Raw genomic sequence first — 26,098 nt, 5'->3', positions numbered from 1 at the left:
CATTGCAGACATAACAACACTGACGGGGCTTTTAACATGAAAACACTTAACACCTCTATCCGCACTTTGGTTCTGGCACTGGGTTTAACCGGCAGCGTAGTTAGCCTGACAGCCACAGCAGCGCAAACGCCAGAGCCGGTGGCAGCAACACAGCAGCAACAAAGTTGCGCCTGCTTTGACGTTAAAGTGCTCGGCCAGGGGCCGGCAGTTATTTTAATTCCCGGCGTGGCGTCGTCCGGTGACGTTTGGCAAAGCACTGTCGAGACACTACAGGGCGCTTATCAGCTGCATATTTTTACTTTGGCTGGTTTTGCCGGTGTTAAGCCTATACCCATGCAAAGCTGGGGCGAGGGCTACCTGGCAACACAGCAACAGGCCATTCTGCGTTATATCAGTGAACAACAGCTGGACAAACCGGTGGTAATTGGCCACTCGCTGGGCGGTTATCTGGCACTGGCATTAGCCGCTGGGGCACCAGAGCAAATTGGCGGCGCGATTAACGTCGATGGCTTACCGGCGTTGGGTGCACTGTTTGCGCAAAACCGCGCCGGACAAGACGCCGCCCCGTCTGGCAACGCAGCTACCGCAGACAAACCAAGCCAGCCACAGCGTGGCAGTTTCGACCCTATGGGTATGGCGAAAAGCATGGCAAACAATGAGCAATGGCAACAGCGTATAGTGGCCGATATGTACCGCTCAGACGGTGCTACGTCCGGCCGGGTAATGGGCGAGCTGATGCGGGCTGATTTACGGCCTCAGCTTGGCAAGATCCGCGTACCGGTGCTAACCCTGGGTGCACTGCAACATGGCGCGCCTTACAGCACGCCAGAACAGGTGCAAAAAAACTATGAAAATCAGTTAACTAATGCACCGACACAATATCACAGCTTTGCGTTTGCCCGTGAGTCTAAGCATTTCATTATGGCTGATGCGCCAGAGTGGTTAAACCAGCACATTCAGCAGTTTCTGAAAAACAACCGCAGAGGAGCTTTGTAATGAATACGCTGCCACTGCAGGTAACCGGGCTAACCAAATGTTATGCCAACGCGACGGTGCTGGCCGGTCTGGATATGACAATGGCTGCCGGTGAGGTGCTGTGTATTCTGGGGCCGAACGGCGCCGGTAAAACCACGCTGATATCCATTATTTTAGGCCTGGTAAAGGCAGACAGCGGTGAGGTCAGGCTATTTGAGCAGTTGCAAGCCGGTAGCAACCGCAGCACTGCGTTGCGGCAAAAATTGGGGGTGATGATGCAAATCGGCAGCTTAAGCGCCAATTTAACCGTTTTTGAGCAATGCGATTTATTCAGCAGTTACTATACCAACGGCTACAGCGCGGCAGAGCTGGTTGCGCTGGCCGGGCTGGAGCAACACAGCCAGCAGCGTTTTGGCCGTTTATCAGGTGGCCAGAAACAACGGCTGTTATTCGCGCTGGCACTGGCCGCCAAACCACAGCTGGTGTTTCTGGACGAGCCTACGCTGGGCATGGACGTAGCCGCACGGCAAAGTTTATGGCAGCAAATACGCCAACTAAAACAGCAAGGTGTCGCCGTAGTACTGACCACCCACTATCTGGAAGAAGCCGAACAACTGGCCGACCGCATTATGGTGCTACATCATGGTCAGATTATTGCTCAGGGTAGCCCAGCTGAACTGAAAGCCTTAACCGCTTATAAGCTGATCCAGTGCCAAAGCCGCTTAACAGATGAAGCTCTGGCTGCTCTGCCAGGTGTGCAGCAGCTTAAGCACGACAAAAACCTGGTTATTTTGCATAGCAACCAGGCTGAGCACACTGTTAAAGCGCTGCTGCTGGCTGACGACAGCGTAACTCAGCTGGAAGTGCGGCCGGTCGCGCTGGAACAGGCGTTCTTGCAGCTTACTCAAGCTAGCCAAACAACAGAGGAGCAAGCCGCATGAACACAGCCGCAATCTATCGCAAAGAAGCCTGGTACGACTTAATCAGTGTTTGGCGCACACCCGGCTTTGTTATACCGTCGCTGGCTTTTCCAGCGGTATTTTATCTGTTTTTTGGCGTGGTATTTAACAGCGGTGCCGCCAGTGGCTATATGTTAGTAACCTATGGCTGTTTTGGCATTATGGGCCCGGCCATGTTTAATTTTGCCATCAATATTGCCAGTGACCGCGCCCACGGCTGGTTAACCTTAAAGCGGCTATCGCCGATGCCTGCCGCGGCTTACTTACTGGCTAAGTTCACCACATCGCTGGTGTTTGCTCTGCTGATCATAGTGGCATTATTCAGCATCGCCGCAGTGTTTGCCGATGTGCGGTTACACAGCAGCCAGTGGCTACTGCTGGCGCTGGTATTATTGCTGGGCACGACACCTTTTGCGCTTATTGGCCTAACTTTGGGTTTAACACTCAGCGATAAAGCCGCGCCGGGTGTGGTTAACCTGATTTACCTGCCAATGGCGCTGTTATCCGGTCTCTGGTTGCCCATTCATATAATGCCCACGCTATTGCAGCAAGCCAGCTGGATCTGGCCCAGCTACCACTTGTCACAAATTGGCCTGAAAATTATTAATATGGGCCAGGGCCATGCATTGTGGCTGCATTTACTGTTTCTGCTGGTCAGCAGCCTGTTATTGGCGGTACTGGCGGCGTGGTCGTTTAAACGTATGACAGGAGCCAAAGTATGAAGCTGTTGATTAGCCTATGTATTGCAGCATCGCTGGCACTGTTTTTTTATCTGCTACCGCAGCCTGAATTCAAGCCGGAACAACCGTCAGGACCAGCAAACAGTTTTGTTATAGGCCCGGTACAGTTATTTGACGGTGACAGCTGGCATGCCAACCACTATCTGGAAGTTCGGGATGGTTGGATAGCGCAGTGGCATAAAGCGGCGCCCAACAACGACATGACCGTGATCGATGGCAAAGGCTATTGGCTGGTGCCGGGGCTTATTGACGCGCACGTGCATATCATGGCGTTTAGCAACGATTTGCAGCAAAATCTGCAGTTTGGTGTCAGCACTGTGCTGGATCAATTTAGCCCGCTTGATTTGCTTACAGCACAGCAAGCGCAGCACTTAAGCACCGCCAAGACAGCCAACGCGGACATGTTTGGCGCCGGCTTGCTGGCTACCGTTGCCGGTGGTCACGGTACCCAGTATGGCATCGCAGTACCTGTGCTGGCGGGGCCCGAGGACGCAGAGCCATTTGTGTTAGCACGTAAAACCGAAGGCTCCAACTGGATTAAAGTTGTCTACCGTAGTGAAAAAGCCCGTAAGGCCGGACAGGCATCACTTGATTTAGCCACTGTGACCGCCATTATTCAGGCAGCAAAGCAACATGGCTTGCTTGCCTTGGTGCATATTGAAGACCAGCAATCGGCATTGGAGGCCATTAAAGCCGGTGCCAACGGTTTGGTGCATGGCTTTTATGATGCGCCGGTTTCAGATGAGTTGATTGCCGCAATGCAAGCCAATGACAGCTTTATTATTCCAACCATGGTGGTAATGGAAGGCTTTTTACAGCAAAAAATTAATCAGCAGCTGATCTTCGAAAAACCAGCGGATTGGTTAACCCCGGGTATAAAAAGCCAGCTGCAACAGCAGTTTAATTTTGGTGCTAAAAACCCGCGCGGCTTTGCTCAGTTACAACACAATGTGAAGCGCTTGTATGATGCCGGTATTCCTATCCTGGCCGGCACTGATGCACCTAATCCAAACACCGCCCATGGCGTGAGTATGGTGGTAGAAATGGAATTACTGCGACAGGCTGGTCTTCCTGTGGATGCGGTGTTGCACAGTGCCACTGGTCAGACTGCCAAAGCTTTTAACTTGCCTGCGCATGGCCACTTAAGGGCCGGTGCAAAAGCGGATTTCCTGCTACTGGCAACTGATCCAAAGGAAGACTTAACCACACTGTGGCACCCCATCGGTATCTGGAAACATGGCTGGCGTCAGTCTGAGAGAGTGGCTAACACAGCTGACGCTATGCTGCCTGGCACGATTGCAGATTTTCGCCATAGCGAGCAACCACGCCAGGGCAGCTTTTTAGCCAGTGATGACAGAGTCATGTTGGGTAACTCCTTTGCAAAATTACACTGGCAACCCCGGCAAGCCATGCATGTGCAAGGCACTGTGCAGGCGGGCTTCACTCACCCTTGGGCAGGTTTTAGCTGGCAGCTTGCTAGAGCAATGGGGCAAGGAAGCGATCTAAGCGCATTACAACAACTGCGCTTTCGTATTCGTGGCACGCCCGGACAATATCGGCTGGATGCCTTTAGCACAGGCAGCTGGATGCCAGCCACTCAGGTTTTTCCCGTTACAAGTGATTGGCAATGGGTGACGCTACCTCTGAGTGGCTTTACCGGGCTCGATACCGCCAACGTCAGCATGTTTAGCTGGATTGGCCCTCAGGGCAGCTTTGCTTTTGAATTGGAAATAATAAAGCTGGAACAGCAATAGACTGCCGCGCCAAGCACGGCAGTCTTTAATGCAATTAAGCCCGCATTATTAGCGGCCAAACTCAGGCAGCAAACTGCAGGCCGTATTGGTTGCCTTTTTTCCACACGCATTGGGCACTGTGTTTGCCTAATTGCTCGCATTCAATACTCAGGCTGTCACCTTTGTTTAATTCGCCATTGTACTGAATACGGGCACCACCGCCGTGGCTGAAATCCAATAACTGACACTGTGCGGCAAATTCTTTTATTGTTAGCTGCACCAGCGGTGTATCACTGGCAATATAGCGGTTCCGGGCGCGCCGGTCGGTCGGTTTATCCGTTGATAGCGCAGCCGGAGCGTTGCGCTTATTTAGCGCTCCAGCTTTATCAATTGAGGGGAAGTCTGGATTACTTGGCTGGTAATTGCCAATAGCAATGCGCTGATACACACTGTCGTGAATACTGACATTGAGCGGCGGGTTGGCAGGGTCACCGTACAGGCGGCGAACCACTTCTTTGCTACCCAGTTTTTTCATTATTTTATAGCCCAGCCCAAAAGAATCATGTGGTTGCATCTGCATATCCGGCTTGAAGTGCTTATCCAGGTACTCCTGATTAAAATCCAGCCCCAAACTACGTGCCTTACCCGCCATCCACTGCAGAGTAATATCTGATAAACCGCATTGCTGATAACCGCCACCGATATCTGAGTGAGCACCAACAAACCAGCACTGCTCCATATGTTGATCGTCATTTAAACTGCCGGTCCATAAATCCGGCGCAAAAGGGCCGCGCCGCTCGTCCAGTGCTAAAGCATGGTAAGCATGCTTAACCAGCGGGCTGATATGGGTATTATAAAACCCCACCCAATGCCGGGTTAGTTTACCCAGCAACGGGGTAGGCGCGCCCAAAGCCCCGACAGTGTCAAACACGCCAACCATGTGAATGTCTGGCCGGTAATTGTTGTCAAACTCTAAAGCGGGCCTTTTGTCTGGTGGTGTGCGGTAAAATTTGTAGGCATGTTTCAACTGGTCTAGCTGGTGTTTTTCAATAAGGCCTATGCTATGTATCAGGCCAACCAGGGCACGGGCGGTAAACGCGCCGCGGCTAAAGCCAAAAAAGTACAGCTGATCACCCAGTTGGTAGTTATGTACCAAAAAACGGTAGCCCTCCAGCACATTGTGCTCCATACCGTAGCCAAAGGCACCACCGATGTATTTGTCTATCATATCGCCGGTGCCGATACCCTTATCGTAAAATACCACCTGATGCATACCATCAGCCGCCTGTGGTCTGATACTACGCACTAGTTTGGTTACGTTGGTTGGATCTTCATCCGGCTCATTCCAGGTGCCATCACAACATATAATAATCCGTTTTGCCGCTGCCATAGCAGTGCTCCTAAGCAAAGTAGCGCCGTATCACAAAGCGACTATGGCGCAGGTTCAAAGCTCCAGTATAGCTTATGGTTGAGCAAAAAACGTACGGAAGAAGACGTGGAGGCTTATCGTACTGTTACCACGGTAACACGCTGCCGTCCCAGTGCAATAGCTGCCCGGTTTGAGTCGCTGTCAACTGAGCTGCAACTAAAGCTAACCGTTCTGCCGTCATAGCTGGCGTTTGCAATTGCCCTTCGGGCAGGTTAGTTTGAAATGGCGCAGACAACCTGGTGTCAGTGGTGCCGGGGTGCACGCTGACAATAGCTGCGGTTTTATTGAGTCGGCCTACTTCAATACTCAGGTTTTTAATCAGCATATTCAGCGCGGCCTTGCTGATACGGTAACTGTACCAGCCGCCCAGGGCGTTGTCGCTGATACTGCCAACTTTAGCACTGAGCGCCAGCAGTTTTACTGCTGGCTGCTTGCATAAGTAGCTAAATAGCAGCTTAAGATACAGCGCAGGCACCTGCACATTGCTAGCCAGACGCGCTGCCAGTATGTCGATATCCAACTGGCGGATAGTTTTTTCCGGCATGGCTTTGTCATCATGCAGCACGCCATTACAGATAAAAATAGTATCGGGCTTCTGCTCTAATGCCTGCGCTACTATCGCTGCGCTATGCTTTTCAGCGGTTAAAGGGTCATGCAACCATTCAACCCCCGAAATAGCAGTTAAATGCTGCCGGCTGATTAGGGTTACTTTCGCTCCACTATTAAGGTAATGCTGTGCCAGCGCCAAACCAATACCACTGCCGCCGCCAATAATTAACACTGCCTGGCTCATAACATCAGCTCCTGCGCCAGTTGCCTGCCGCTTAGCCAGGCATTTTCTACCCGGCCACCATTTAACCAGTCGCCGGCAAACCCCAATGCCAAATCTGGGCGGTAAAGCATACCGTGCACCGGGAAATTCGGGTTTTGTTGGGCATAACGCCAACGATGGCAGTGACTTACCCGGCCATTAAGTTGCCTACCAGTCAGTTGTTGCAGCGCCAGCATAGCTTGCTGGCCGATCCAGGCTGAATCTGCTTCGAGATATTGCTGTGAGAACGACGGTGTAAAATGCAACAACCAATTCTCGCCGTGACAACGGCCCGGCTTGGCACTTTGCCGCGCTAACCAGTTAACACACTGATCACCTTTTACGAAAACACCATCATAAGGCCAGGGGTCTTGCTCAAGCTGCAGATTAACCGCCCAACAAGGTAACAAAGCCGGCATGGCAAATAGCGGGTTAAATTCAGTACCAACGCTAATAGCGGTGCTGAGCAGTTGCTCTGCTTGTTGTTGCGGTAATGCCAGAACAAGCTGGCTAAATTGCCCCAGTGCAGCGCCAGCACTAAATAACGTCCACTGTTTACCATCGAACGCCAGCTGCTCTACCTGGCAGCGGGTATGTACAGTTTGCGAATCGAGCATAGCCACAACCGGCGCCTGCATTGACGGCACACCAACATAACGCACAGTATCATCAGGTGATGCGGTGACTGTGCCGGCTTCAGCCACAGCTAAACGGCACTGCCATTGTGTTATCAGCCCACCGTGCAGCCAGCGCTGACACTGCGCAGCAAAAGCCGCGTCGCGGGCAGTAAAATACTGCGCACCCAAGTCAAGATAGCCGGGCTCTATGCGCTTACTGCTCATACGGCCACCGGCACTTCGGCCTTTGTCAAACAGCACAACCTGCCGGCCTTGCCGGGTCAGTTGCATGGCGCAGGCCGCGCCAGCCATACCGGCACCGATAATTGCAATGGTCACGCTGAGTTTCCTTACATAATGTCGAATATCAGCAAGGGTTACGTTGGTGCAACACAGCGCGATCAGCCTGACGTTAGTTTTGCTGCAACAACGTTGCCGGTAAGTCCCAGCTGGTAATCAGTAGTTCGCCCTGCCAGGTTTGCAGCGTTAGCCAGACTTTATCGCCGGCAGAAAAAGCTACCGGTGCTATGGCATGCACATGCTGGCTATGACGGCTGCCATGCATTATACCCTCTTCGCCTTGTTGCAACTGCGCCAGCGGCAAAGCCGTAGGGCCGATATTTAAATAGCCCTGACGTATAGCGCTGATGTCGCCTTTGTTAAACATCAGCATAAAGTCTTTAACGTATTCGTCGTGGTGAGCATAAGGCGGCTCCAGATTAAGCGGCATAGGGGCTATTTCAAATTCACCGGCCTGCTTTACTGGCCAGGCAGCTGGAAATTCTGGCGTCAGTGATTGGTATAAAAACCAAAATGGTAATAGTAACACCAGGCCATTTAGTTTGTATTTGTGGCGTTGCCAAAAACTGTTGTTACGCGCCATGGTTAACCTCCTGTAACGCAGCAGCGCTATTGCTCTCACGCACGGCCTTAACAGTACGGCTGCCCCAAATCATAAAACCGGTAATGGACATGCCGGATAGCAGCAGGCCAAACAAAAACCAGATAGCTTTAGTCCAGATGCCGCCTATCGTACCGTAGTGTAACGGGTCGGCAATATGCGCTATCGTTTGCAAAGTGGTCATGGTTTCAGGCGATTTTTCGTGGGCTATGTCGCCCGTCCAGGGGTTAATGCTCAGATTGTACGAGTACTTATCGTAAAAGATATGCTCGCCGCCGCCTATCAGGTTATACATGCCGCGATTATGCTCGGGTAACATTAAATAGCTGGGCTGAAAGTCTGGGAAGCGCTGCTGCACAATCTGCATAGCATCGGCAAAACTAACCGGAGGGGCGCTTTGCTGCGCCGGTATATCTGTTACCGCTACCAATGGTGCATGCGGTTCTATATCAATATCGGCATGCCACATCACAGCCTGCACCAGATACCACAGACCGGTCGCGCTCATCACCATCAAAAACCAGATAGACCAAACGCCTGCTAAGCGGTGTAAATCGGTAAGGATGGTTTTTTTGCCTTGATTAAAGCGGATCTTTGGCTGAGTAAAGCTGCGCCAGAAGTTTTTGTAGATGATAAGGCCGGTAACCAGCGCGCCCAGCATCACCAACGCCATCGCAGATACCAGGTAATAGCCGACGCTATAGCTGCTCTGCCACGGAAACAGCAACCAGCCATGCAGGCTGCGCATAAAACCGATAAATGTAATGCCTTGATTTATTTGCTGGATCTCGCCGCTGTATTGGTTCACATAAGCAATCGCTTGTGGCTTGTCGTGATCGGAAAAAATAACCGCATTCACCAGATAGGGTTCAAGCACCATAACGCTGCCGACATCTGCCGTCGGATGAGCACGCTCAACTGCGGCGACCAGTTCGGCCACTGGTTTTGCTGGCAGGTTGTCCGGGTTACTAGCGCGCGAGGCCGGGTTGGTGAGCCAGGTTAACTCATGACTAAACACGGCGATAGTACCGGTTACACAAACAAAGCAGAAAATCAGCCAAATGGGCAGTGAAAACCAACCATGTAACTGAAACCAAAAACGATTGCTGAGTTTTGCCATTATTGCCATGCCTAGTGAGAAATTAATGTACTTTAACCAATGCCAAACATACTAATGTTAACAAGAACAATTATCAACACGTATTGCAATTGATATATATTCTCATTTATGATGTTGCGCCATTATTCTCCCTAGCCACAGGATCTGCCTATTATGAAGTACTCGCTGCTCGCTGCCGGTATCGCCGTCGCGCTGACATCTCCGCTGTATGCCCAGCAACAAACTGCCACCACTGAAGATGCGGTTGAAGTGATCACGATAAAAAGCTCACGCGGTTTAATTTCTTATGTTAGTGCTTCAGGCGCAAAATCCGATACACCGATTATTGAAACGCCGCTGTCGGTGTCGGTACTGACTGAAGAGCGTATTGCCGATCTGGGCGCCTTAACGGTGCAAGATGCTTTGGGTTATGTTTCTGGTTTGTACAACGGCCCTTATGGCCTGGATACCCGTGGTGATTGGGCACAAATTCGCGGTGTGTCTCCGGTGCAGTATCTGGATGGCTTAAAATCGCTGTTTGGTTTTTACAATAATGTGCGTATTGCGCCCTATGCGCTGCAGCAAATTGAAATCTTAAAAGGCCCAAGCTCAGTGCTGTATGGCCAGGGATCGATTGGCGGTATTGTTAATCTGGTCAGCAAAAAGCCAGAACCGGTCACCAGTGGCCAATTATGGGCGCAATTGGGTAACTATTCACGTAAGCAGTTAGCCGGTGACATTACCGGCGCGTTAAATGACGATGCCTCACTGCAGGGCCGCATGGTGGCGCTGTGGCGTGACAGCGATACTCAAACAGACTACGTGCCGGATAACAGTGTGGTACTGGCACCTTCAGTTAGCTGGCAGGCCAGCGACGCCACTAAAATTACGATTCTGGCCAATTATCAGCAAAATGAATCCGGCTCCAGCACACAGTTTTTCCCACACAAAGGCACTATATTGGCCAACGAATTTGGCCAGATCCCCAGTAACCGCTTTGTCTCTGAGCCAGGCTTTGACAAATACGACACTGAGCAAACAGCCTTAACCGCGATTATTGAACACGACCTAACCGCTGATTGGCAGTTACGTTTAGCCAGTCGCTACAGCGACAGCCACGCCGATTACCATACTATGTACGGCTGGCCACCAAGGCTCCAGGATGACAACCGCAGCGTAAACCGGGTGGTGTATCTAAGTGACGCAGACGCACGCGCCCTGACCAGCGATTTACAGCTGCACGGCAAGCTGCAAACCGGTATGGTAGAACATACGCTGGTTGCCGGTTTTGATTACCAGCATGCTTATACTGACAACGACAGTTTCTATGCGGCAACAGGTGGTTTACTGGACTTGTATAACCCGGTTTATGGTCAGGTAGACAACCTGCCAACCGAAGCGAATATCGCCGATAACCCCTCCAGTACCACTTATCAGGCTGGCGTATATCTGCAAAACAATATGAAAATCGCCGATAAGTGGCTGGTATCTGCTGCTTTGCGCCGCGACCGTGCAACCACTAACCCGCAAATTGCCGCCAGCACCACGCAGTATGCGACTACTGGCCGCCTGGGCTTAATGTACTTATTCGACAGCGGTATTTCGCCTTACTTCAGTTTCAGCGAATCGTTTGAACCCCTGCTGGGCACCGATGCGTTTGGTAAGGCATTTGCGCCGAAAAAAGGCCAACAGTTGGAGGCTGGCATAAAGTATCAACCCAAGGGTACTGAGCACTTAATAACCGCTGCGGTATTTGATATTACCGAGCAAAATCGCACTACGACCTTATCGGCGGCGCAGGCTAACGATCCGGCGGTGATTAACCCCAACGGTCAGGTGCAGGATGGCGAAGTTACCTCTAAAGGTGTCGAGCTTGAAGCCCAACTGGCCTGGGACCAGCTGGATATTTACGCTAGCTACGCCTATATCGATGCCTATGTCAGCCACAGTAACCGGCTGGGCGAGTTGGGGGCAACCCTGTCAGCACAGCCAGCGCATTTAGCCTCTATATGGGCCACCTGGCGCCCGGCAGTGTTGCAAAACTGGCAGTTTGGTGCCGGCGTGCGTTATGTCGGTGAAACCTCAGACGGTACGGCTTTTGTTGAACAAAATGACGTGGTGTTAAACCAACCACTAACCACCGACAGCTATACGCTGGTTGATGCGATGGTTGGCTACAACTTCGGTGATTACAGTTTAAGCCTGCAGGCACAGAACATCACTGATAAAACCGTGATTACCTCCTGCCTGGCACGCGGAGATTGCTTCTACGGCCAGCGCCGGGCTATCAGTGCAAACCTGCGATATAACTTCTGATATCAGATACGAGGGCGGCGCTAGTCGCCCTCTGTCCTACGCCGGTGATAATCGCTGATTCAGTTCATCTTTATAACGACGTGATAGCGCTACTTTAACGCCATTTTTCTGGCTAATTTCACCATCACCACTGCTTTGAAACTGCATACTGGCAATCTGGTGTTAGCTCCCAACTTGCCGGCTCCCACCATAAAATGTCGGCTACATTACTGCGCTGTAAGTCAGCCCAAACAGAACTGGCATTCACCGCGGCGTTTATCAGCAAAAACAGCGCGAACAGTGAGTATGCGTAACGCCGCAGATGCTGTATCAACCGCACAGTCAGGTTACTAGTTGTTTGTTTTGTCACGCTTGTGCCACCTGTCGTCCCTGAACGCCACCGCTGGGCTATTCTGCGCTGCCGTCAGTCATTGCAGAACAGCATACTAGAACACACTGATTCAACTCAACTATTCACCAGCGGTTATGGAGATCACATGTTCGAAACAGATTGGATAATTTGGCTACAGCAGGGCCCGCAATGGTTACTGCCGCTGATGCAAGCTATCAGCTTTATGGGTAATGATGTTATTTATATGCCGGTTATTGTGCTGCTTATTTTTGCTGTTCGGGTTAAACCCGGCTTACAGGTAATGCTGGCTCTGGTCGTGGTCGGCGCAATGGTGGTAACAACCAAGGAAGGGTTTGCCCTGCCCAGACCGGCTGATATTGACGCTGGGGTGCTCAATAAAGGCGAGCCTAACCAACCGCTGGTTGCAGATGGCGCAGCTAAATCCTTCTTCGCATTGCCTGACGCCGATGCTATTGCCACAATAAGATCAGTCAAACCCGACAGCTATGGCTTTATTAGCGGCCATACGGCGAATGCCGCTGCGCTGGTGCTGGCTATGTTGTACTTTTATGGCATACGCTCTTATCAGATTTGGCTGTTTGCTCTAAGCTGGCCATTGCTGATGCTAATGTCACGTATGTATCTGGGTCGCCATTTTCTGGCTGATGTCTTAGCTGGCCTGGTCGCGGCGATAGCGGCAGTTGTGATAACTATCATATTAAGCAGGCAGTTGCTGCGTCCCAAGCCACAGTATTTTTCCGCTTATCTTCTCGTGCTGCTTTGTCTTGCTGCCATTAGCCTGTCACCTTATTTACCCTGGTTGTCTGCTGCAGTATTCGGCTCTGTTATAGGCGCATTGCTCTGCCTTCTTGCTATATACAGATTTAATTTTCATACAGATACGATAAGGCTTTGGCAACGTCCGGTGCGGTTTGTGTTGGCCCTTATCTGGGCAGCCAGTATTGATGCCCTGCTTGCCAGCCTGTACCAGGCGACAGGCCTGGCTGACAAGAATATGCTGGCAGCAATATTTGCCATTGTCGGTTACCCGTTGGCGATTGTGGGCGCGCTATGGCTGTGCCGGCACTGTAGGTTATCGCAGCAGGTGGAGCAAACAAGGTGATGGCTCAAGCAATTCCTGTGCAAACGACATCGCGACGCTATGATTTAGACTGGCTAAGGGTGCTGGCGTTTGGTCTGCTGATTTTTTACCACACCGGCATGTTGTATGTAGAGCACTGGGGCTTTCATTATAAAAGTCAGTACCTATCCTCCACGCTGGAGTATCTGATGCTGCTGTCGTCACCCTGGCGCATGTTACTGATCTGGTTTATTTCCGGCTATGCGCTCGGGGTGGTGCTGCAGCGTATAGCTGGCCTGCGTCAGTTTGCTCTGTTCGCTGCAAGGCGCAGTGTACTGTTACTGTTGCCACTCATGACCGGTTTATGGCTGATAGTGCCGCCACAGCTGTACGCTGAAATGCTGCAGGATGGCGTGCACAACCTTAGCTACTGGCAGTTTTATCAGGCGTTTTTTGACCTGCAGCACCCGCTATTTACGAATTACCAAAGCGGTGTCTGGCCGCATGTTGATGTGAATCACCTGTGGTATTTACGCAGCCTGTGGCAGTTTACCCTGCTGTTGTTGTTGTTATTACCGCTGCTAAATCTCCGCCTGGTACAGCGCGTTGCCGGGCGCTTATTGCAACTGGCTTTACCATGGCAACTGCTGTTACTAACACTACTGTTGTTACTAATCTATGCCCGTACCGAAGGCGATAGCAGCCGCGAGCTGGCCGGATTTTGCTTTTTACTGCTGGGTTTACTCAATGTACGCCATGTTGGGTTATGGCAACAACTTAGCCGGTCGGTAAACTGGCTTGGTGTGCTTTGTCTGCTAAATTACCTGCTATTGGTGGCCAGTTATTTTCTCAATCGGCAAGAACTGCCCGCGCCCTGGCAAACGCTAAACCAGCAACTACTGCACCTAAGCTATGCCTTACAAGCGGCAGCAATGACCTTCTGGTTGCTGGCAATAGCACAGCGCTATTTAAACCGGCCGCAGCGTTATTTAGCGCTGGCAAACCGCGCTGTTTTTCCAGTGTATCTGCTGCATCAGAGCCTGATTATTATAGTGGCACTGTATCTGACCCCCTTCGCATTAGGTGGCCCAGCCGAAGCCTTACTGGTCGTGCTGTTTACATTGCTGGGCAGTGCGGTGTTGCTGCTGATGCTGTGGCGGCTACCACTGCTGGCGCCATTTTTTGGCCTGAAGGTAGAACAATATTACAGTTCACGCTGGAGGCTGACCGGTTTAGCTATTGCCTTGTTGATAGTGCTGCCATTAGCGATGGAGTTGTTGCTGTAGTGGTGGAAAACCAGCGGGTGCATTGCACCCGCTAACAAGCTTACACTTAGAACGCCCAGGTCGCGCCCAGACTAAGATTACGTGGCGCACCGTAGTTGTACTGTTGGGTTAAACCGTTGTAGTAGGTTTTATCCAGCAGGTTGTGTACGTTCAGTTGTAGCGCAAACTGCTTATTGATCTGATAACGTGCCATCAGGCTGGCCAGTGCAAAGCTGTCTTGCTTTATCTGATAGCGTTGTCCGCTCAACTGCAGTGGCAACTCATCGCTGTACGACTCGCTCTCCCAACTTAAGCCGCCGCCCACGGTCAACCCGGCGAGCCTATTGGAGAACTCATAAGTTGAAAACAGGTTCAGCTTTTTACGTGGATGGTTAACGTTAATATCAACGCCATTGCGGTCTTGTGCACTAAACTGCGAATAGCCGGCGCTAATATTCCAGCTGTCATCTACACGACCAATTACTTCCACTTCAAAGCCTTTGCTTTCTGAACCACGGGCAGCAAACGACGGGAAGAAGTTGTCGCCCGGTCTCTTATAAGCGGCATCAGCCTGAGCCAGGTTATCCTGCTCGATACGAAACACTGCAACCGCCGTTTGCACAGCGCCATCGAGAAAGCTGCTTTTTATGCCGATTTCCTGGTTGCTACCCACAATGGCATCAAGGAAGTTGCCGTTACGATCGTAAGCATTTTGCGGCGTAAAAATTTCGGTATGGCTGGCATACAGCATATGGTTGCCGGCAACCTGATAGGTTAAACCAACATAGGGCACAAACTTGTCATCACCAAAATCCAGGGCGGCACCATAGTTTAAACCGGCGCGTTGCCATTCAGTATAACGGCCGCCGGCGATCAGCTTAAGCTGCTCAGTAACGGCAAAGCGGGTAGCGGCGTAGAACCCTTTTTGATCGGTATTCAGGTCAACCGCCTGCTCTGGCGAAGTGGCCCAGGCCGGCTCGGCCACACTGCCATCCCATTGATAAAAGTTACCGGTGGATGGCCATGCCATCGCAGCATAAGTTTGCACTTCTGATTGCTGGCGGCTTTGCAACGCGCCAACAACAAACTCATGCTCGCGGCCCAGCAGGCCGTAACTGCCCTGCAGCTGAATATCAACGCTGGTTTGTTTGCTGAAACCATCACTATTGTACGGCCAGGCGAATAAACCAGTACCACTGTCTTTATCGGCCGCGCCATAGATATATAGCAAGCGGGTGTCGGCGGTGTTTTTATTGTGGTTCAGGTTTATTTTCAGCTGCCAGCCGTTATTAAACTGCTGGGTTAAGCTGACAAAGTGATTTTTCGCTGTTGAGTCCCAGCGCGTCCAGTTAGCGGCAGTAGTAGTGCTGATGTCCCAATTAGTTGGTGTATCATCAGTAAACAATGGTGGCAGTGCTCCCCAGGTAGAGGCCGTAGGGTTATTGTCCTGATAACTGCTGCCAACGCTTAACGTCATACTGTTGCTTAAATCAGCATCCAACACACCGTACAGTACTGTTTTATCGTCTTGCGCCAAATCACGGAAGCTGTCGCTAAGCTCCTTTTTTGCCACGATACGGGCACGCACATTGCCGTCGGCTGTCAGCGGGGTGGTCACATCGGTGGTGACGAAGCGTTTATTCCAGCTGCCGATACCGCCATTGATACTGCCACTTAGTTCACGCGCATTAGCATGCTTGCGTACTAAGTTAATTGATGCAGACGGCTCACCGACGCCGGTTAACAGGCCGGTAGCGCCGCGCACTACTTCAATGCGCTCGAAAATGGCAACATCAGTAATGGTTTCACCCGAGTCACCAGCTAAACTCCAGGCCATAGGTACGCCGTCGAGCTGAAATTTATCAATATCGAAACCACGTGCGCTGAACGTATTACGGGTGCTGTCGAAGGATTTTGACGTCAGCCCAGGCGTTTGCGTTACCGCATCAGCAATAGAGCTGATGTCTAAATCTTTAATACGTTGGGCCGTAATTACACTAACCGACTGTGGCGTTTCCAGTAGGGTTAACCCTAAACCGGTGGCAGTATCGATGGTTTCATTAACCGTGTATTGGCCGCGTACGGTAATGGTTTCCACGGCTTTTTCGCCACTTTTCTGCGTATCAGCCGCATTAGCGGCGACCGGTAAACACGCCAGCTGCACTGCCAGCGCCAGTTTTAGTTTTTTCATCGAATACTGCATGACCACCTCCAAAAAGTTCCGACGATCATACATTAATGATAACCATTATCAATAGCATTAAGTTTGGCTTGCGATAAGCAGCTCCTGTTGACCGTTAGTTTTGCTGCCGGCAGAAAATAATGGTGGACAGCTTTGTCGGTGAACAATGCTACTAACCTGAGGGCAAAGTTTCGTTTAGCCTCAGTTAGCCGCAGTTAATATTTACTTGTATCAGTTAAGGCTGCTTTGCCGTTTTTCTGTGTTTGTTGTTTGTCATACTGCTTAGCAGTGTTAACAGTGCTGCAACTGATACTGCTTTAGTGGTTGTCGGTGCCGGTTGCAAAACAAGGAACCTTAAACCGGAGTGCAAGACATGAGCCAAAATAACCACCTGAGCCGCCAACCGCTGCGCCAGCCCCAGCCACGCAACATACTAAAATATTTCTGTGTATCGGCAACAACATTGCTGCTGACAGCCTGCATATCTACCAGCCCGCAAATGGGCAATTCTAAGGGTAATGTGGTCAGTGGCGGTGCCGGCGGAGCTAACAGTGCCGGCGCCAACAGCGCGCTGGAAAGTTGCGACGCTGCACTGGGCACCCTAGCGGTGTTTGAAGATACCAGCCTGCCCTGGTGGCAAGAGTATCGTGGTCGTTACCCTACGCTGGGTAGCACCCTGCCAGTGATCCGCTTAATGATCCAGCAGTCGAACTGCTTTGTGGTGGTTGAGCGTGGCAAGGCCATGAATGCGATGAACCGCGAACGTGAGCTGATGCAATCCGGCCAGTTGCGCCAGCAAAGTAATATTGGTGGCGGCCAGATGGTAGCCGCCGATTATACGCTAAGCCCGGAAATTCAGTTTGCCGCTAAAGGTACTCAGGGTGCTAAGGCACTGGGCGGTGCTTTTTTAGGTTCTATCGGCGCTTTAGTCGGTGGTGGCGTTAGCAAGAACGAAGCTGCAACTACCCTGCTGCTGGTAGATAACCGCTCCGGCGTACAGGTATCTGCTGCCGTAGGTAATGCCGGCAACTACGATTTTAATATTCTTGGCGGCTTGTTTGGCGGCGGTATGGCCGGTGGTGCCAGCGGTTTTTCTAACACGCCGGAAGGTAAAGTTATTACTGCGGCCTTTGCTGATTCATATAATCAAATGGTGAAGGCGTTGCGTAATTATAAAGCGCAGCAGGTAGACGGTGGCTTAGGCAAAGGTGGCAAGCTGACGGTTGGCGGTGCAGAAGATGCTACACCCCAGGCAACCACTAACTATACTGTCACTGCGGCACCACAAGCTGTCAGGCCGGTAATGGTCACACAAAGCCAGACCAAGGTTACAGTATCAGATCGCGATGAGTACAATTTCAGAGTCAATCAATATGATGAAAGAGCTTTGGAGAAATACTATGACCACCTGAAAAACGCCGCCAGTTGGATGTCAGGTTTAGCCACAGCCGCTACGCTGGATGATAAAACCCGCACTGGCATGGTGATGGCAATTAACATGTTTACCGGCCAGTTGGAATCCCACCGCATTGAGCTGGAATCCTGGCCGATGCCTGCCAAACAAAAAGCCTGGGCAACCCTGGGTAAACGCATAGAGCAACACAACTCGTTGTTTGAACGCCACCGTCAGGCGGCATTGAAAAACACAGATCTGGGTAACGATTTGTCCTCCCTGCTCAGTACTATTCAGTTGGTAACCAAAGCCAGTTTACTCGGCGAGTAACTGCAGGTTGTGGTCTTTAAACACCAGGCTAGCCAGCGTTAGCATGGTGTTTTGTTACGCGCTGATAAAATGTTTTGAACAATTCCCTGTTTTTACGCTACTCTGCTAACCTGATTGTCTCTCGTTGTATGCATAGACAGCATTCCGTCTCTCAAGAGGATGTGTTGATGGAACCGGTTGCAGACAAAAACAACGGCCATGGCAAACGCGCGCGCGGGGTACAGGCATCCGCTGCCAAACTCAGAGCGGCACAACTTTCTGCCGGCATAAAGTCACAGGCCGAACTGGCCAAACGCATACAACAACTCGAAGGCCTTGATAAGCCGCCACGTTCTTTAGTTAACCGTGTCTGTAGTGGCGAGCAGGTTGATTTACTCAGCCTGGAACGGGTGGCAAAAGCGTTGAACACCGAAGCCTGGACGCTGTATTTAAGTTCTGACGATCAACAAATCGTAACAGCTGGCACAGCTCAGCCTTCAGCCCCTACCGTAACAAAAAACACCAGGCAAATACCTCTACTGTATGTACTGGCCGCCTTAACACTGCTGGTCATAATCGTTAGCCGATACTGGCCTGCAGCCGAAACAGACCTGCCCCAACTTGCGGCAACACCACCGGCACTGCAGTTAGAACGCAAAGTGATCACGGTATTGCCATTTCAGGGCGACTACAGTTCGTTATTGACTCCAGCGCTGGAGCTGGCATTAACCAACTACAGCAGCAGCTTGCCCGGCAGCGCTGCCCGTTTTGCCAGTGCCAATCCGCTGCAATTATTGGCTGACAAGCAAGCAGACATCGTATTTACCGGTGAAAGCCGGCAATTTGGCCGCCATTTGGCGATAAGATTATTCGTTTATCAGCGCCACGGTATGCAGCAAATTTGGGCCGGTACTGTTGCTGCGTCTTCATCCCACACTCTGCTGCTAAGTTACTTTAGCCGCACCATTGCTCAGAGCAGACAAAATTTAGCATTGATTAGCAATCCGGACTGGGATCTGGTACTGCGTTACACCGACAGTCTGAACTATTTTGAGCTTGACCGCACTGAGCAAAATTTACTACGCCTGAACAATGAATTATCAGCCATAGTCCGGCTGGATGCAGGTTACACTGATGCGCATGCAGCCTTGTGCTCGGCCCTGGTGCAGCAAAGTATTCTCAGTGGTAGCACTGACACACTGCAAGAAGCCCGGCTGGCTTGCGACCAAGCCGCTGCGCTAAGCCCTGATGCCATTAGTGTATTGCAGGCGCAGGCTAATCTGGCGAGAAAACAGGGCGATACGGCGCTCGCTGCTCAGCTACTGCAGCAAATTCTGAGCCGCGACAGTGACAACGTTACCGCTAAATTTGTGCTGGCTGAAGTGCTGCTGCAACAATACCGCAAAACCGGCGATAGCAGCCATATTAGCCAGGCAGTAAGCTTACTAAACCAGGCTGCCACTACCGAGCCGGATAACTGGAAATTGCCCTACACGCTTGGCCGGGCTTATTATTTTAGTGGCGATGTGGATAACGCTATCACCTGGTCTGCCAGGGCGACAGAGTTAAGGCCGGAGTTTCAAACGTATAACAACCTCGGCACGCTGCACTTTTGTAAAGGTGATCTGCTGGCCGCTAAACAACATTATCTGGCCGCGCTGCAGTATCAACCTGGCCAGGAGATTGTTATCGCCAATGTTGCCACTGTGCACTATTACCTACAGGAATATCAGCAAGCTATAGATATTTTTACCCAGCGTATACAAACACTTGAGCAGCAAGGAGCAGATCAGCAGTACATTATCTGGATGAACCTGGCCAATGCTTATCGCCATGCCGGTGAAGCAGACAAAGCCATAGCGGCTTATCAAAAATCTTTGCACTATATCGAACATACCATTGCCAAAGGCGAAGCCAACCACTTACAACGGGCTATAAGGTTAGCGATTTATCTGGATTTAGCCCTGTTGCAGCCAGAGCTGGTTTCCGCGCAATTGCATTTATCACTGCGCGGGGAGGCTGAGGCGCTGGATAGTGCGGCAGAACCTGCTTCGTTGCATATTATGGCGCTGGTGTGGATGTATCTGGGCGATATGGACAAGGCCGCGCAGCTAAAGCAACGGCTGGCCGGTAACTGCCCGGGCTTTGTCGCCTCGCCGGATTTTGCGCCGTTAAATGCTTATCTAAATGCAGTAAAAAAATGACACAAATTTGTTTGACTAAAAAACATGCGCTATCCTCTAAGGACAAATAAGACAAGCTTAATAATTAAGGTAGGAAATGCTATGCCAGCAAAGCGTGTTATGTGTGTCGATGATTCGCCTATCATGCTGGCGAAGTTAAAACAGCTTATCGAATCTCTGGGGTATGAAGTTTGTGCGACGGTTCAGTCAGGCACAGATGCTATTAAACGTTACCCCGAGCTTTTACCAGATGCAGTGACCATGGACATTACCATGATGGGTTTAGATGGTATAGAAACCGTTAAACATTTGCTGGCCAGCTATACTGATGCGCGCATAGTGATGGTAACGTCACATGGCCAGGAAAACATGGTGGTTAAAGCACTTAAAGCTGGCGCGCGCGGTTACGTTATGAAACCGCTTGACGCAGAAAAGTTAAGGGAACATTTAGCCTTAGCAATACAGTGAGGATTAACCAATGACCAACACTACGCATTTTGATCCTGAGCAAGTGTTTACGCCGTTATTGAAGGTGTCTTTTTCGCAGTTTATTCAGCCCCACGTCAATTTTAGCGCCTTTGAAACGGTTAAGACTATCTCGCCAGTCCGTGATGTGACATCAATGATTAACCTTACCGGCCCAGTAAGCGTCATGCTGCTGCTGGTATTAGACCATAGCCTGGCATGGCAGGTGATGCAAAGCGAAGTACTGGCTCTGGGACTAGAAGAAAATGAAGAAATGCTGGATGCAGTATTGGGTGAAATTACCAATATTATTGGCGGAAACGCTACCGCCAGCCTCACTTTTAATGGGCAGGCTGTTCATCTGTCGCTACCTATGATAATTCGTGCAGCAAGCCTGCGCCCTGGCGTTTCGCAGGTGTCTATTCAAAAATCCAGCCTGTCGCATCCGGGAGGCATATTAGATGTGTACTGTGTGATGCCGGCAATACCGGGCATCATAGGCTCAGACGAGAGCACCGGGACTTGATTCAACCTTACCTGAAACGCTGGCTTAAGCTGTCTCAAGCGCTAAGACGGTTTTACTGCGCACTATGGCTTTTTATTGCAGCTTTATCAGGAACAGCTTTGCATGCTGCACAAACAAACACTAACCTGGCATTTAATTTATCTGTTTTCGAGGATACATCAGCCCAGCGTTCCGCAGACGAAATAGCCAAAACTGTTCTTCAACAGCAATTCAGGCTTTTACCGTCGTCCCATTTAAGCGCTGGCTATAGCCGTTCGGCGTTTTGGCTACGCATTGAAATAGCGCCTGCGCCGACAGCGCTGCCTGACAAGCTCTTCATCGAGCTGGATTATCCGCTACTGCAATACATTGAGCTGTATCAGGTGTCAGGCTCTGATGACAGCCCATCAATTGTGTATCTGGGCAGCGGAGGAAGTGCAATCCCCATACAACAACGGGTGTTGCCCGGTACAGTGCATTACTTCCCCATCACGCCAACTGACTCAGTCGGGTATTACTTACTTCGCGTTGTCAGCAAGACCAGTATTTCTATACCAGTTGAAATCATTACAGCTCAGCAGCGAGAGGACAAGATACAAAAAAAATACCTGTGGTCAGGCTTTGTCATTGGCGTACTGCTATTGTTGATCCTGTACAATGCTTTTGTCGCTCTGCTAGCTCGCCAAAAAGGCAACGCCATTTACCTGTGTTTCCTGGCAGCAATATTAGCGATTTTTATCTCAATAACCGGTATTGGCAACATGTATTTTTGGCCAGATAACGGGCCCAATATGCTATGGATCATGCCGGTATCACTGCATATCATCAGCATCTCCAGTTATTTTTTTGCTTTGGCCTATTTTCACAAACACACTTTACCCCCTACGTTAGTGAACGGGCTGAAATATCTCGCTGTCTTGTCTGTATTGCTGCTGTCGCTAACAGGCCTGCTAGGCTATAAAACGGCAGTGTTACTGGCTGTGCTTAATACCTTATGTATGGTATTTATTTTGTTTGGCGTAGCACTATGGGCGTATGCGCGAACAAGCTTCAGTGATGGCTTATTCCTACTTGGCCGTACTTTTGTACTTACAGGTGGCTGCATTCAGTTTTTAAAAACCTATGGCTATATTCCCGCCTATCCGGCAACTGAATACATTTTGTTCTTTGGTGCCATTCTAGAAGGCCTGGTGTTATCTACCGGGCTAGCGCTAAAAACCGGAAGACTAGAAGAAGAAAAAGAGTTAGCCCAACGCAACCTGCTAGTAAGCAAGGAAGCTTCTCTTACTGCCCTGACGGCAGCAAATAGTCAGCTTGCCCGTGAAATAGCTGAACGGGTACAAGCAGAGCGGGTGCAAAAAACACTATTTAACATCAGCGAATTATCGACCGGCGATGCTGATATGCATCTATTTCTGAAAGAAGTACACCAATCACTATCAGCCTTGATGTTTGCCCGAAACTTCTATGTCGCTTTTTACAACAAACAGCAGCGAGTAATTCAATTCCCTTACATCGCGGATGAAATGGATACTGATCTGCCAGCCCCTGATGACATAATTTCCGAAGACACGCTGCAGGGTAGCTGGACACTGTGGATTTTACAGCATGGTGACGCTTTGTTTGGCGATGTTGAGCATATAGTGTCTAAAACAGGCTTACCACCCAGGTTTGGCAGTGTCGCGAAATATTGGCTTGGCTTACCCTTGTTTAACGAACAGCAGGTTTACGGTGTACTTTGCCTGCAAATTTACGATGATCAGCCAAGTTACACTGATGAGGAAATTCGCCTGCTGGAATATGTTTCCAGACATATATCTCAGGCGCTACAACGCAAGCAGTATCGGGCACAGCTCGAAGCTCAGGTGCAGCAGAGAACTCAAGCATATCGTGATAGCTTAAAACAGCTGGAAGCCGTAAACGAGCAGCTTAGTCTTACAGATCAACAAAGACAGCAGCACTTAGAGCAAGTTAAAGCACTGTTGGACAATGCGGGCCAGGGGTTTCTTACTTGTAACGAGTTACTGCAACTGGAGCCTGATTACAGTAAAGAATGCCTGAATATATTCAACCAAACCCAACTCAGTGGTGCAATTGTCCGGTTACTTGTTCCCGACAACATCCCTCTTCAGGAACTTTATACTGAAGTATTTTCTGAGGTATTCAATCCAGAACAACCTGCAGGCATGGTGAGTACCTACTTAAGCTTACTGCCCAAAGAACTTACAATTAACGAACAAAGCTGTCAGGTGCAATACAAAAAAATATCTGACAAACAGATCATGGTCATATTAAGTGACATTAGCGAACACAAAAAGCTACAACAAGCCCTTTTAAAGCAGCAAGAGCAATCAAATTTTATTGTATATGCACTAATGCATGCTTCAGAAGTCCGTGATACCTTACTGGCGCTACAACAGTTCTTGGATAAACAATGTGTCGCAAATGCTGATTTGAGCAAGCCATCTCAGTCCACTATAAATTGGGTAGAGCGATATAGGGACGTTCACACATTTAAAGGAATACTGGCTCAAATTAACTGCCCCAGCCTGCCTGAGCTCTTACACAAACTGGAAGACCAATTACAGTTGATAATCCGGCAAGATACTCATCTTACAACGCCCCCACGCTACGACTTTAATTTCAATGAAGTGGCCGACAAATTGGCAGAAGTCATCGACTTGCTGAAACAACATTTGGGCGCGCATTTTTTCAAGCAAGAAAAAACTTTGCCTGTATCTTTGAGTTTAATAAAACAATTACATACAGCTTTGGCCGGGCAAGGTAATACCGTACTGGCTCATGCCTTGTTGCAACTGCAGTTCAAAACACTTAAAGAAGCACTTTCAACGCACTTCTCAACAACGGAAAGGCTTGCCGGCCAGCAAGGAAAAATACTGCACAATGTTGTTTACCAGGGCGATGAAATTTTCCTAGACACACACCTCTACCAGCCTTTATTTAATGTATTGGTGCATTTATTTCGCAACGCTGTTGACCATGGTATCGAAACGCCAGAAGAGCGTATAGCATCAGGTAAGCCTGCCGAAGCAAAAATACTTTGCACCGCTAACATCGACGCTAATCAGCTCAGCATCAGCATCTGCGATGACGGCAGGGGTATTGCCGTGGATAATGTAAAAGAGCAAGCTCTGCGAAGAGGTATATTGGATGATAGTAGTCTGGACAGCCTGAGTAACGAAGAGGCTCTGCAGCTCATTTTCAATGATGATCTTTCAACAAAATCAGAAGTGACAGAGTTGTCTGGCAGAGGTATGGGTTTGGCGGCAGTAAAAGACCAGTGCAACCAGTTTTCGGCCAGCATTCGTGTGTCCTCGGTATTAGGTGAAGGAGCAAGATTTGACATTAGCCTTCCGCTACAACAAGGGGCTTATTTTATGCGTACATCCGATATTTAACCGATAAGCAGCGCTGCTTGTTAACTCAGGCAAAACTCAGCACCAGGCTGATAATTACTCTGGTTATCGCCAGTTGCACCAAACAAAAACCCATATTATCTTTGGCTTTTTATGCTGCCGTTTCAGCGCTTAACACTGGTCGGCTGGCAGCAACTGGGGCAAGTTTTACTGGATGACAACATAGCTATGTTTTGCCCCCCGGGGAGGCGAGCTGGCGCTGGAGCTGCTGCCGGTGTTTGCCGGCAGCTTGTTATTGGGATGTCGGCTATAAGCTAACACTATCGCCTTCATTTAATATCAGCAGCGGCACCTGGCTATCCAGTTGCTGCTGCATATGTAACAACCGCAGTAATGGCGAGTGCGAGCTAATATCGCCCATCTGCCAACTGGCATTGCCATAACCCCAGGGGATCATGACCTTGCAGCCCAACTCTGCTGCAGCCACTAACGCATCTTCCGGCGTGGTATGTACATAGCGATACCAGTCGCCGTCTTTTTCATGATGATAAGACGCTATCGGCAACAGGCAGATATCAATATCGCCGTAGCGTTGCTGAATGTCTTTAAAATGCGCGGAATAGCCGGTATCACCGGCAAAAAACAGCGTTTTTCCACCATGTTCCAGCAACCAGCCACCCCAGAGCGCGCGGTTATCGTCATTAAACAGCTTGCGGCTGTTAAAATGGTGTGCCGGCATTAAATGGATATTCAGTTCACCCTGTTGGCTTTGGCTGTACCAGGCTTGCTCTATAATGTTGTAGCCGCCTTTTGGCATGTAATCTGCCATGCCCAGTGGCAGATAATAGGTAGCGCCAGTACCAATTTGCGCAATACTGGCATGGCTGAAATGATCATAATGCAGGTGTGAATACAGCACTGCATCGGTTGCCGCCAGCTGTTCGGCCGTGAGTTTTGGCATGTAAGGCCGCGTTATAATGCCGGCAAGATGCTGCGCCCAGTTCACCGGCCAGTCAAACTGGCCAAATACCGGATCAAACAGCAGTTGCTGACCATCGGGCGTGTTAACTAAAAAACTGGCATGGCCCAACCACTGCAAGCTGTAACCGGTTTTAAGCTCCGGCGCCCGTTGCGCGCCGGTGTACTGACAATCCTGTGCCGGCGCCTTGCAAGCCACTGCCGGGTGTGTCGGGTAACAGTCACCGCTGCAGGTTACCGGGTAATCGGGGTAGCCCTTTTTTGGGCGGTACAAATTGCGGTACATACCCTTGTACTCGCCATCTGCTATCTGCTCTATTACCGCCTGATCGCCAACCTGTTGCTGCACGCTATTGGGCGTGCTGCAGGCGCTGAGTAACACCGTGCTGCCAAGCAGCACGGTGGCTGAAACTAAGGTTAACTTCATTAATAATCCTTTATGCATTGTT

At 50.2% G+C, this 26,098-nt stretch carries 19 protein-coding genes; 12 read left to right on the top strand and 7 right to left on the bottom strand.

Annotated features, from left to right (window positions below; genetic code table 11):
* The first annotated feature begins 36 nt into the window (after positions 1 to 36).
* The 4 genes from ACYVIC_RS04910 to ACYVIC_RS04895 are packed head-to-tail and all read left to right on the top strand — an operon-like array spanning position 37 to position 4,428.
* Complete coding sequence (locus tag ACYVIC_RS04910; RefSeq protein ID WP_460857792.1) at positions 37 to 996, top strand: alpha/beta fold hydrolase; 960 nt, start codon at positions 37 to 39, stop codon at positions 994 to 996.
* The gene (locus ACYVIC_RS04905; RefSeq protein ID WP_460857790.1) at positions 996 to 1,916 is read left to right on the top strand and encodes an ABC transporter ATP-binding protein; all 921 of its coding nucleotides are present in this window, start codon (positions 996 to 998) and stop codon (positions 1,914 to 1,916) included. The genes ACYVIC_RS04910 and ACYVIC_RS04905 overlap by 1 nt, the downstream gene beginning before the upstream one ends.
* The gene (locus ACYVIC_RS04900) at positions 1,913 to 2,656 is read left to right on the top strand and encodes an ABC transporter permease (RefSeq protein ID WP_460857788.1); all 744 of its coding nucleotides are present in this window, start codon (positions 1,913 to 1,915) and stop codon (positions 2,654 to 2,656) included. The genes ACYVIC_RS04905 and ACYVIC_RS04900 overlap by 4 nt, the downstream gene beginning before the upstream one ends.
* A complete protein-coding gene (locus ACYVIC_RS04895) occupies positions 2,653 to 4,428 on the top strand; it encodes a CIA30 family protein (protein WP_460857786.1) in 1,776 nt (591 codons plus the stop codon). Before ACYVIC_RS04900 ends, ACYVIC_RS04895 begins: the two co-directional genes overlap by 4 nt.
* A 61-nt stretch (positions 4,429 to 4,489) precedes the next feature.
* Here ACYVIC_RS04895 and ACYVIC_RS04890 read toward each other — a convergent pair whose 3' ends face one another.
* The 5 genes from ACYVIC_RS04890 to ACYVIC_RS04870 all read right to left on the bottom strand — a co-directional run bounded on the left by ACYVIC_RS04890 (position 4,490) and on the right by ACYVIC_RS04870 (position 9,285).
* Positions 4,490 to 5,797 carry a DUF2235 domain-containing protein gene (locus tag ACYVIC_RS04890; protein WP_460857785.1) on the bottom strand — a complete coding sequence of 436 codons (1,308 nt, stop codon included), beginning with the start codon at positions 5,795 to 5,797 and terminating at the stop codon, positions 4,490 to 4,492.
* Positions 5,798 to 5,921: 124 nt separating this feature from the next.
* Positions 5,922 to 6,629 (bottom strand): SDR family NAD(P)-dependent oxidoreductase, encoded by a 708-nt coding sequence (locus tag ACYVIC_RS04885; RefSeq protein ID WP_460857783.1) that lies wholly within the window; start codon positions 6,627 to 6,629, stop codon positions 5,922 to 5,924.
* Complete coding sequence (locus ACYVIC_RS04880; RefSeq protein WP_460857781.1) at positions 6,626 to 7,603, bottom strand: NAD(P)/FAD-dependent oxidoreductase; 978 nt, start codon at positions 7,601 to 7,603, stop codon at positions 6,626 to 6,628. Before ACYVIC_RS04880 ends, ACYVIC_RS04885 begins: the two co-directional genes overlap by 4 nt.
* A gap of 73 nt (positions 7,604 to 7,676) precedes the next feature.
* On the bottom strand, positions 7,677 to 8,147 hold the full coding sequence (locus ACYVIC_RS04875; RefSeq protein ID WP_460857779.1) for a hypothetical protein: 471 nt from the start codon (positions 8,145 to 8,147) through the stop codon (positions 7,677 to 7,679).
* On the bottom strand, positions 8,137 to 9,285 hold the full coding sequence (locus tag ACYVIC_RS04870; RefSeq protein ID WP_460857778.1) for a PepSY-associated TM helix domain-containing protein: 1,149 nt from the start codon (positions 9,283 to 9,285) through the stop codon (positions 8,137 to 8,139). The genes ACYVIC_RS04875 and ACYVIC_RS04870 overlap by 11 nt, the downstream gene beginning before the upstream one ends.
* Positions 9,286 to 9,438: 153 nt before the next feature.
* On the opposite strand from ACYVIC_RS04870, the gene ACYVIC_RS04865 reads away from it, so the two are divergent.
* The 3 genes from ACYVIC_RS04865 to ACYVIC_RS04855 all read left to right on the top strand — a co-directional run bounded on the left by ACYVIC_RS04865 (position 9,439) and on the right by ACYVIC_RS04855 (position 14,278).
* Positions 9,439 to 11,580 (top strand): TonB-dependent siderophore receptor, encoded by a 2,142-nt coding sequence (locus ACYVIC_RS04865; RefSeq protein WP_460857776.1) that lies wholly within the window; start codon positions 9,439 to 9,441, stop codon positions 11,578 to 11,580.
* Between the two features lie 476 nt (positions 11,581 to 12,056).
* A complete protein-coding gene (locus ACYVIC_RS04860) occupies positions 12,057 to 13,034 on the top strand; it encodes a phosphatase PAP2 family protein (protein WP_460857775.1) in 978 nt (325 codons plus the stop codon).
* The gene (locus tag ACYVIC_RS04855; RefSeq protein WP_460857819.1) at positions 13,034 to 14,278 is read left to right on the top strand and encodes an acyltransferase family protein; all 1,245 of its coding nucleotides are present in this window, start codon (positions 13,034 to 13,036) and stop codon (positions 14,276 to 14,278) included. Before ACYVIC_RS04860 ends, ACYVIC_RS04855 begins: the two co-directional genes overlap by 1 nt.
* 46 nt (positions 14,279 to 14,324) lie before the next feature.
* On the opposite strand, the gene ACYVIC_RS04850 is transcribed toward ACYVIC_RS04855, so the two are convergent.
* Positions 14,325 to 16,448 carry a TonB-dependent siderophore receptor gene (locus ACYVIC_RS04850; RefSeq protein WP_460857773.1) on the bottom strand — a complete coding sequence of 708 codons (2,124 nt, stop codon included), beginning with the start codon at positions 16,446 to 16,448 and terminating at the stop codon, positions 14,325 to 14,327.
* A gap of 364 nt (positions 16,449 to 16,812) precedes the next feature.
* On the opposite strand from ACYVIC_RS04850, the gene ACYVIC_RS04845 reads away from it, so the two are divergent.
* The 5 genes from ACYVIC_RS04845 to ACYVIC_RS04825 all read left to right on the top strand — a co-directional run bounded on the left by ACYVIC_RS04845 (position 16,813) and on the right by ACYVIC_RS04825 (position 24,713).
* Positions 16,813 to 18,162, top strand: coding sequence for a CsgG/HfaB family protein (locus tag ACYVIC_RS04845; RefSeq protein ID WP_460857772.1), 1,350 nt, complete (start codon positions 16,813 to 16,815; stop codon positions 18,160 to 18,162).
* A gap of 167 nt (positions 18,163 to 18,329) precedes the next feature.
* Complete coding sequence (locus ACYVIC_RS04840) at positions 18,330 to 20,345, top strand: tetratricopeptide repeat protein (RefSeq protein WP_460857770.1); 2,016 nt, start codon at positions 18,330 to 18,332, stop codon at positions 20,343 to 20,345.
* An 81-nt stretch (positions 20,346 to 20,426) separates the two neighbouring features.
* Positions 20,427 to 20,792 (top strand): response regulator, encoded by a 366-nt coding sequence (locus ACYVIC_RS04835; protein WP_460857768.1) that lies wholly within the window; start codon positions 20,427 to 20,429, stop codon positions 20,790 to 20,792.
* 10 nt (positions 20,793 to 20,802) lie between these two features.
* Positions 20,803 to 21,315: a chemotaxis protein CheX gene (locus ACYVIC_RS04830; protein ID WP_460857766.1), complete on the top strand. Its 513-nt coding sequence runs from the start codon at positions 20,803 to 20,805 to the stop codon at positions 21,313 to 21,315.
* A 98-nt stretch (positions 21,316 to 21,413) separates the two neighbouring features.
* Entirely contained in the window at positions 21,414 to 24,713 is a 3,300-nt protein-coding gene (locus ACYVIC_RS04825; protein WP_460857765.1) for a 7TM diverse intracellular signaling domain-containing protein, read from the top strand.
* 265 nt (positions 24,714 to 24,978) lie between these two features.
* On the opposite strand, the gene ACYVIC_RS04820 is transcribed toward ACYVIC_RS04825, so the two are convergent.
* A complete protein-coding gene (locus ACYVIC_RS04820) occupies positions 24,979 to 26,076 on the bottom strand; it encodes an MBL fold metallo-hydrolase (RefSeq protein ID WP_460857763.1) in 1,098 nt (365 codons plus the stop codon).
* Positions 26,077 to 26,098: the final 22 nt, after the last annotated feature.

The sequence above is a fragment of the Rheinheimera gaetbuli genome (genome assembly GCF_054781935.1).
This window is presented reverse-complemented; position numbering and strand designations above follow the sequence as displayed.

Bases quoted from the DNA above. Each gene is read 5' to 3' on its own strand.
- ACYVIC_RS04840 (WP_460857770.1), top strand. From the start codon at position 18,330: ATGGAACCGGTTGCAGACAAAAACAACGGCCATGGCAAACGCGCGCGC.
- ACYVIC_RS04865 (WP_460857776.1), top strand. From the start codon at position 9,439: ATGAAGTACTCGCTGCTCGCTGCCGGTATCGCCGTCGCGCTGACATCT.
- ACYVIC_RS04820 (WP_460857763.1), bottom strand. From the start codon at position 26,076: ATGAAGTTAACCTTAGTTTCAGCCACCGTGCTGCTTGGCAGCACGGTG.
- ACYVIC_RS04895 (WP_460857786.1), top strand. From the start codon at position 2,653: ATGAAGCTGTTGATTAGCCTATGTATTGCAGCATCGCTGGCACTGTTT.
- ACYVIC_RS04850 (WP_460857773.1), bottom strand. From the start codon at position 16,448: ATGAAAAAACTAAAACTGGCGCTGGCAGTGCAGCTGGCGTGTTTACCG.
- ACYVIC_RS04835 (WP_460857768.1), top strand. From the start codon at position 20,427: ATGCCAGCAAAGCGTGTTATGTGTGTCGATGATTCGCCTATCATGCTG.
- ACYVIC_RS04905 (WP_460857790.1), top strand. From the start codon at position 996: ATGAATACGCTGCCACTGCAGGTAACCGGGCTAACCAAATGTTATGCC.
- ACYVIC_RS04870 (WP_460857778.1), bottom strand. From the start codon at position 9,285: ATGGCAAAACTCAGCAATCGTTTTTGGTTTCAGTTACATGGTTGGTTT.
- ACYVIC_RS04885 (WP_460857783.1), bottom strand. From the start codon at position 6,629: ATGAGCCAGGCAGTGTTAATTATTGGCGGCGGCAGTGGTATTGGTTTG.
- ACYVIC_RS04875 (WP_460857779.1), bottom strand. From the start codon at position 8,147: ATGGCGCGTAACAACAGTTTTTGGCAACGCCACAAATACAAACTAAAT.
- ACYVIC_RS04890 (WP_460857785.1), bottom strand. From the start codon at position 5,797: ATGGCAGCGGCAAAACGGATTATTATATGTTGTGATGGCACCTGGAAT.
- ACYVIC_RS04830 (WP_460857766.1), top strand. From the start codon at position 20,803: ATGACCAACACTACGCATTTTGATCCTGAGCAAGTGTTTACGCCGTTA.
- ACYVIC_RS04900 (WP_460857788.1), top strand. From the start codon at position 1,913: ATGAACACAGCCGCAATCTATCGCAAAGAAGCCTGGTACGACTTAATC.
- ACYVIC_RS04860 (WP_460857775.1), top strand. From the start codon at position 12,057: ATGTTCGAAACAGATTGGATAATTTGGCTACAGCAGGGCCCGCAATGG.
- ACYVIC_RS04855 (WP_460857819.1), top strand. From the start codon at position 13,034: ATGGCTCAAGCAATTCCTGTGCAAACGACATCGCGACGCTATGATTTA.
- ACYVIC_RS04845 (WP_460857772.1), top strand. From the start codon at position 16,813: ATGAGCCAAAATAACCACCTGAGCCGCCAACCGCTGCGCCAGCCCCAG.
- ACYVIC_RS04910 (WP_460857792.1), top strand. From the start codon at position 37: ATGAAAACACTTAACACCTCTATCCGCACTTTGGTTCTGGCACTGGGT.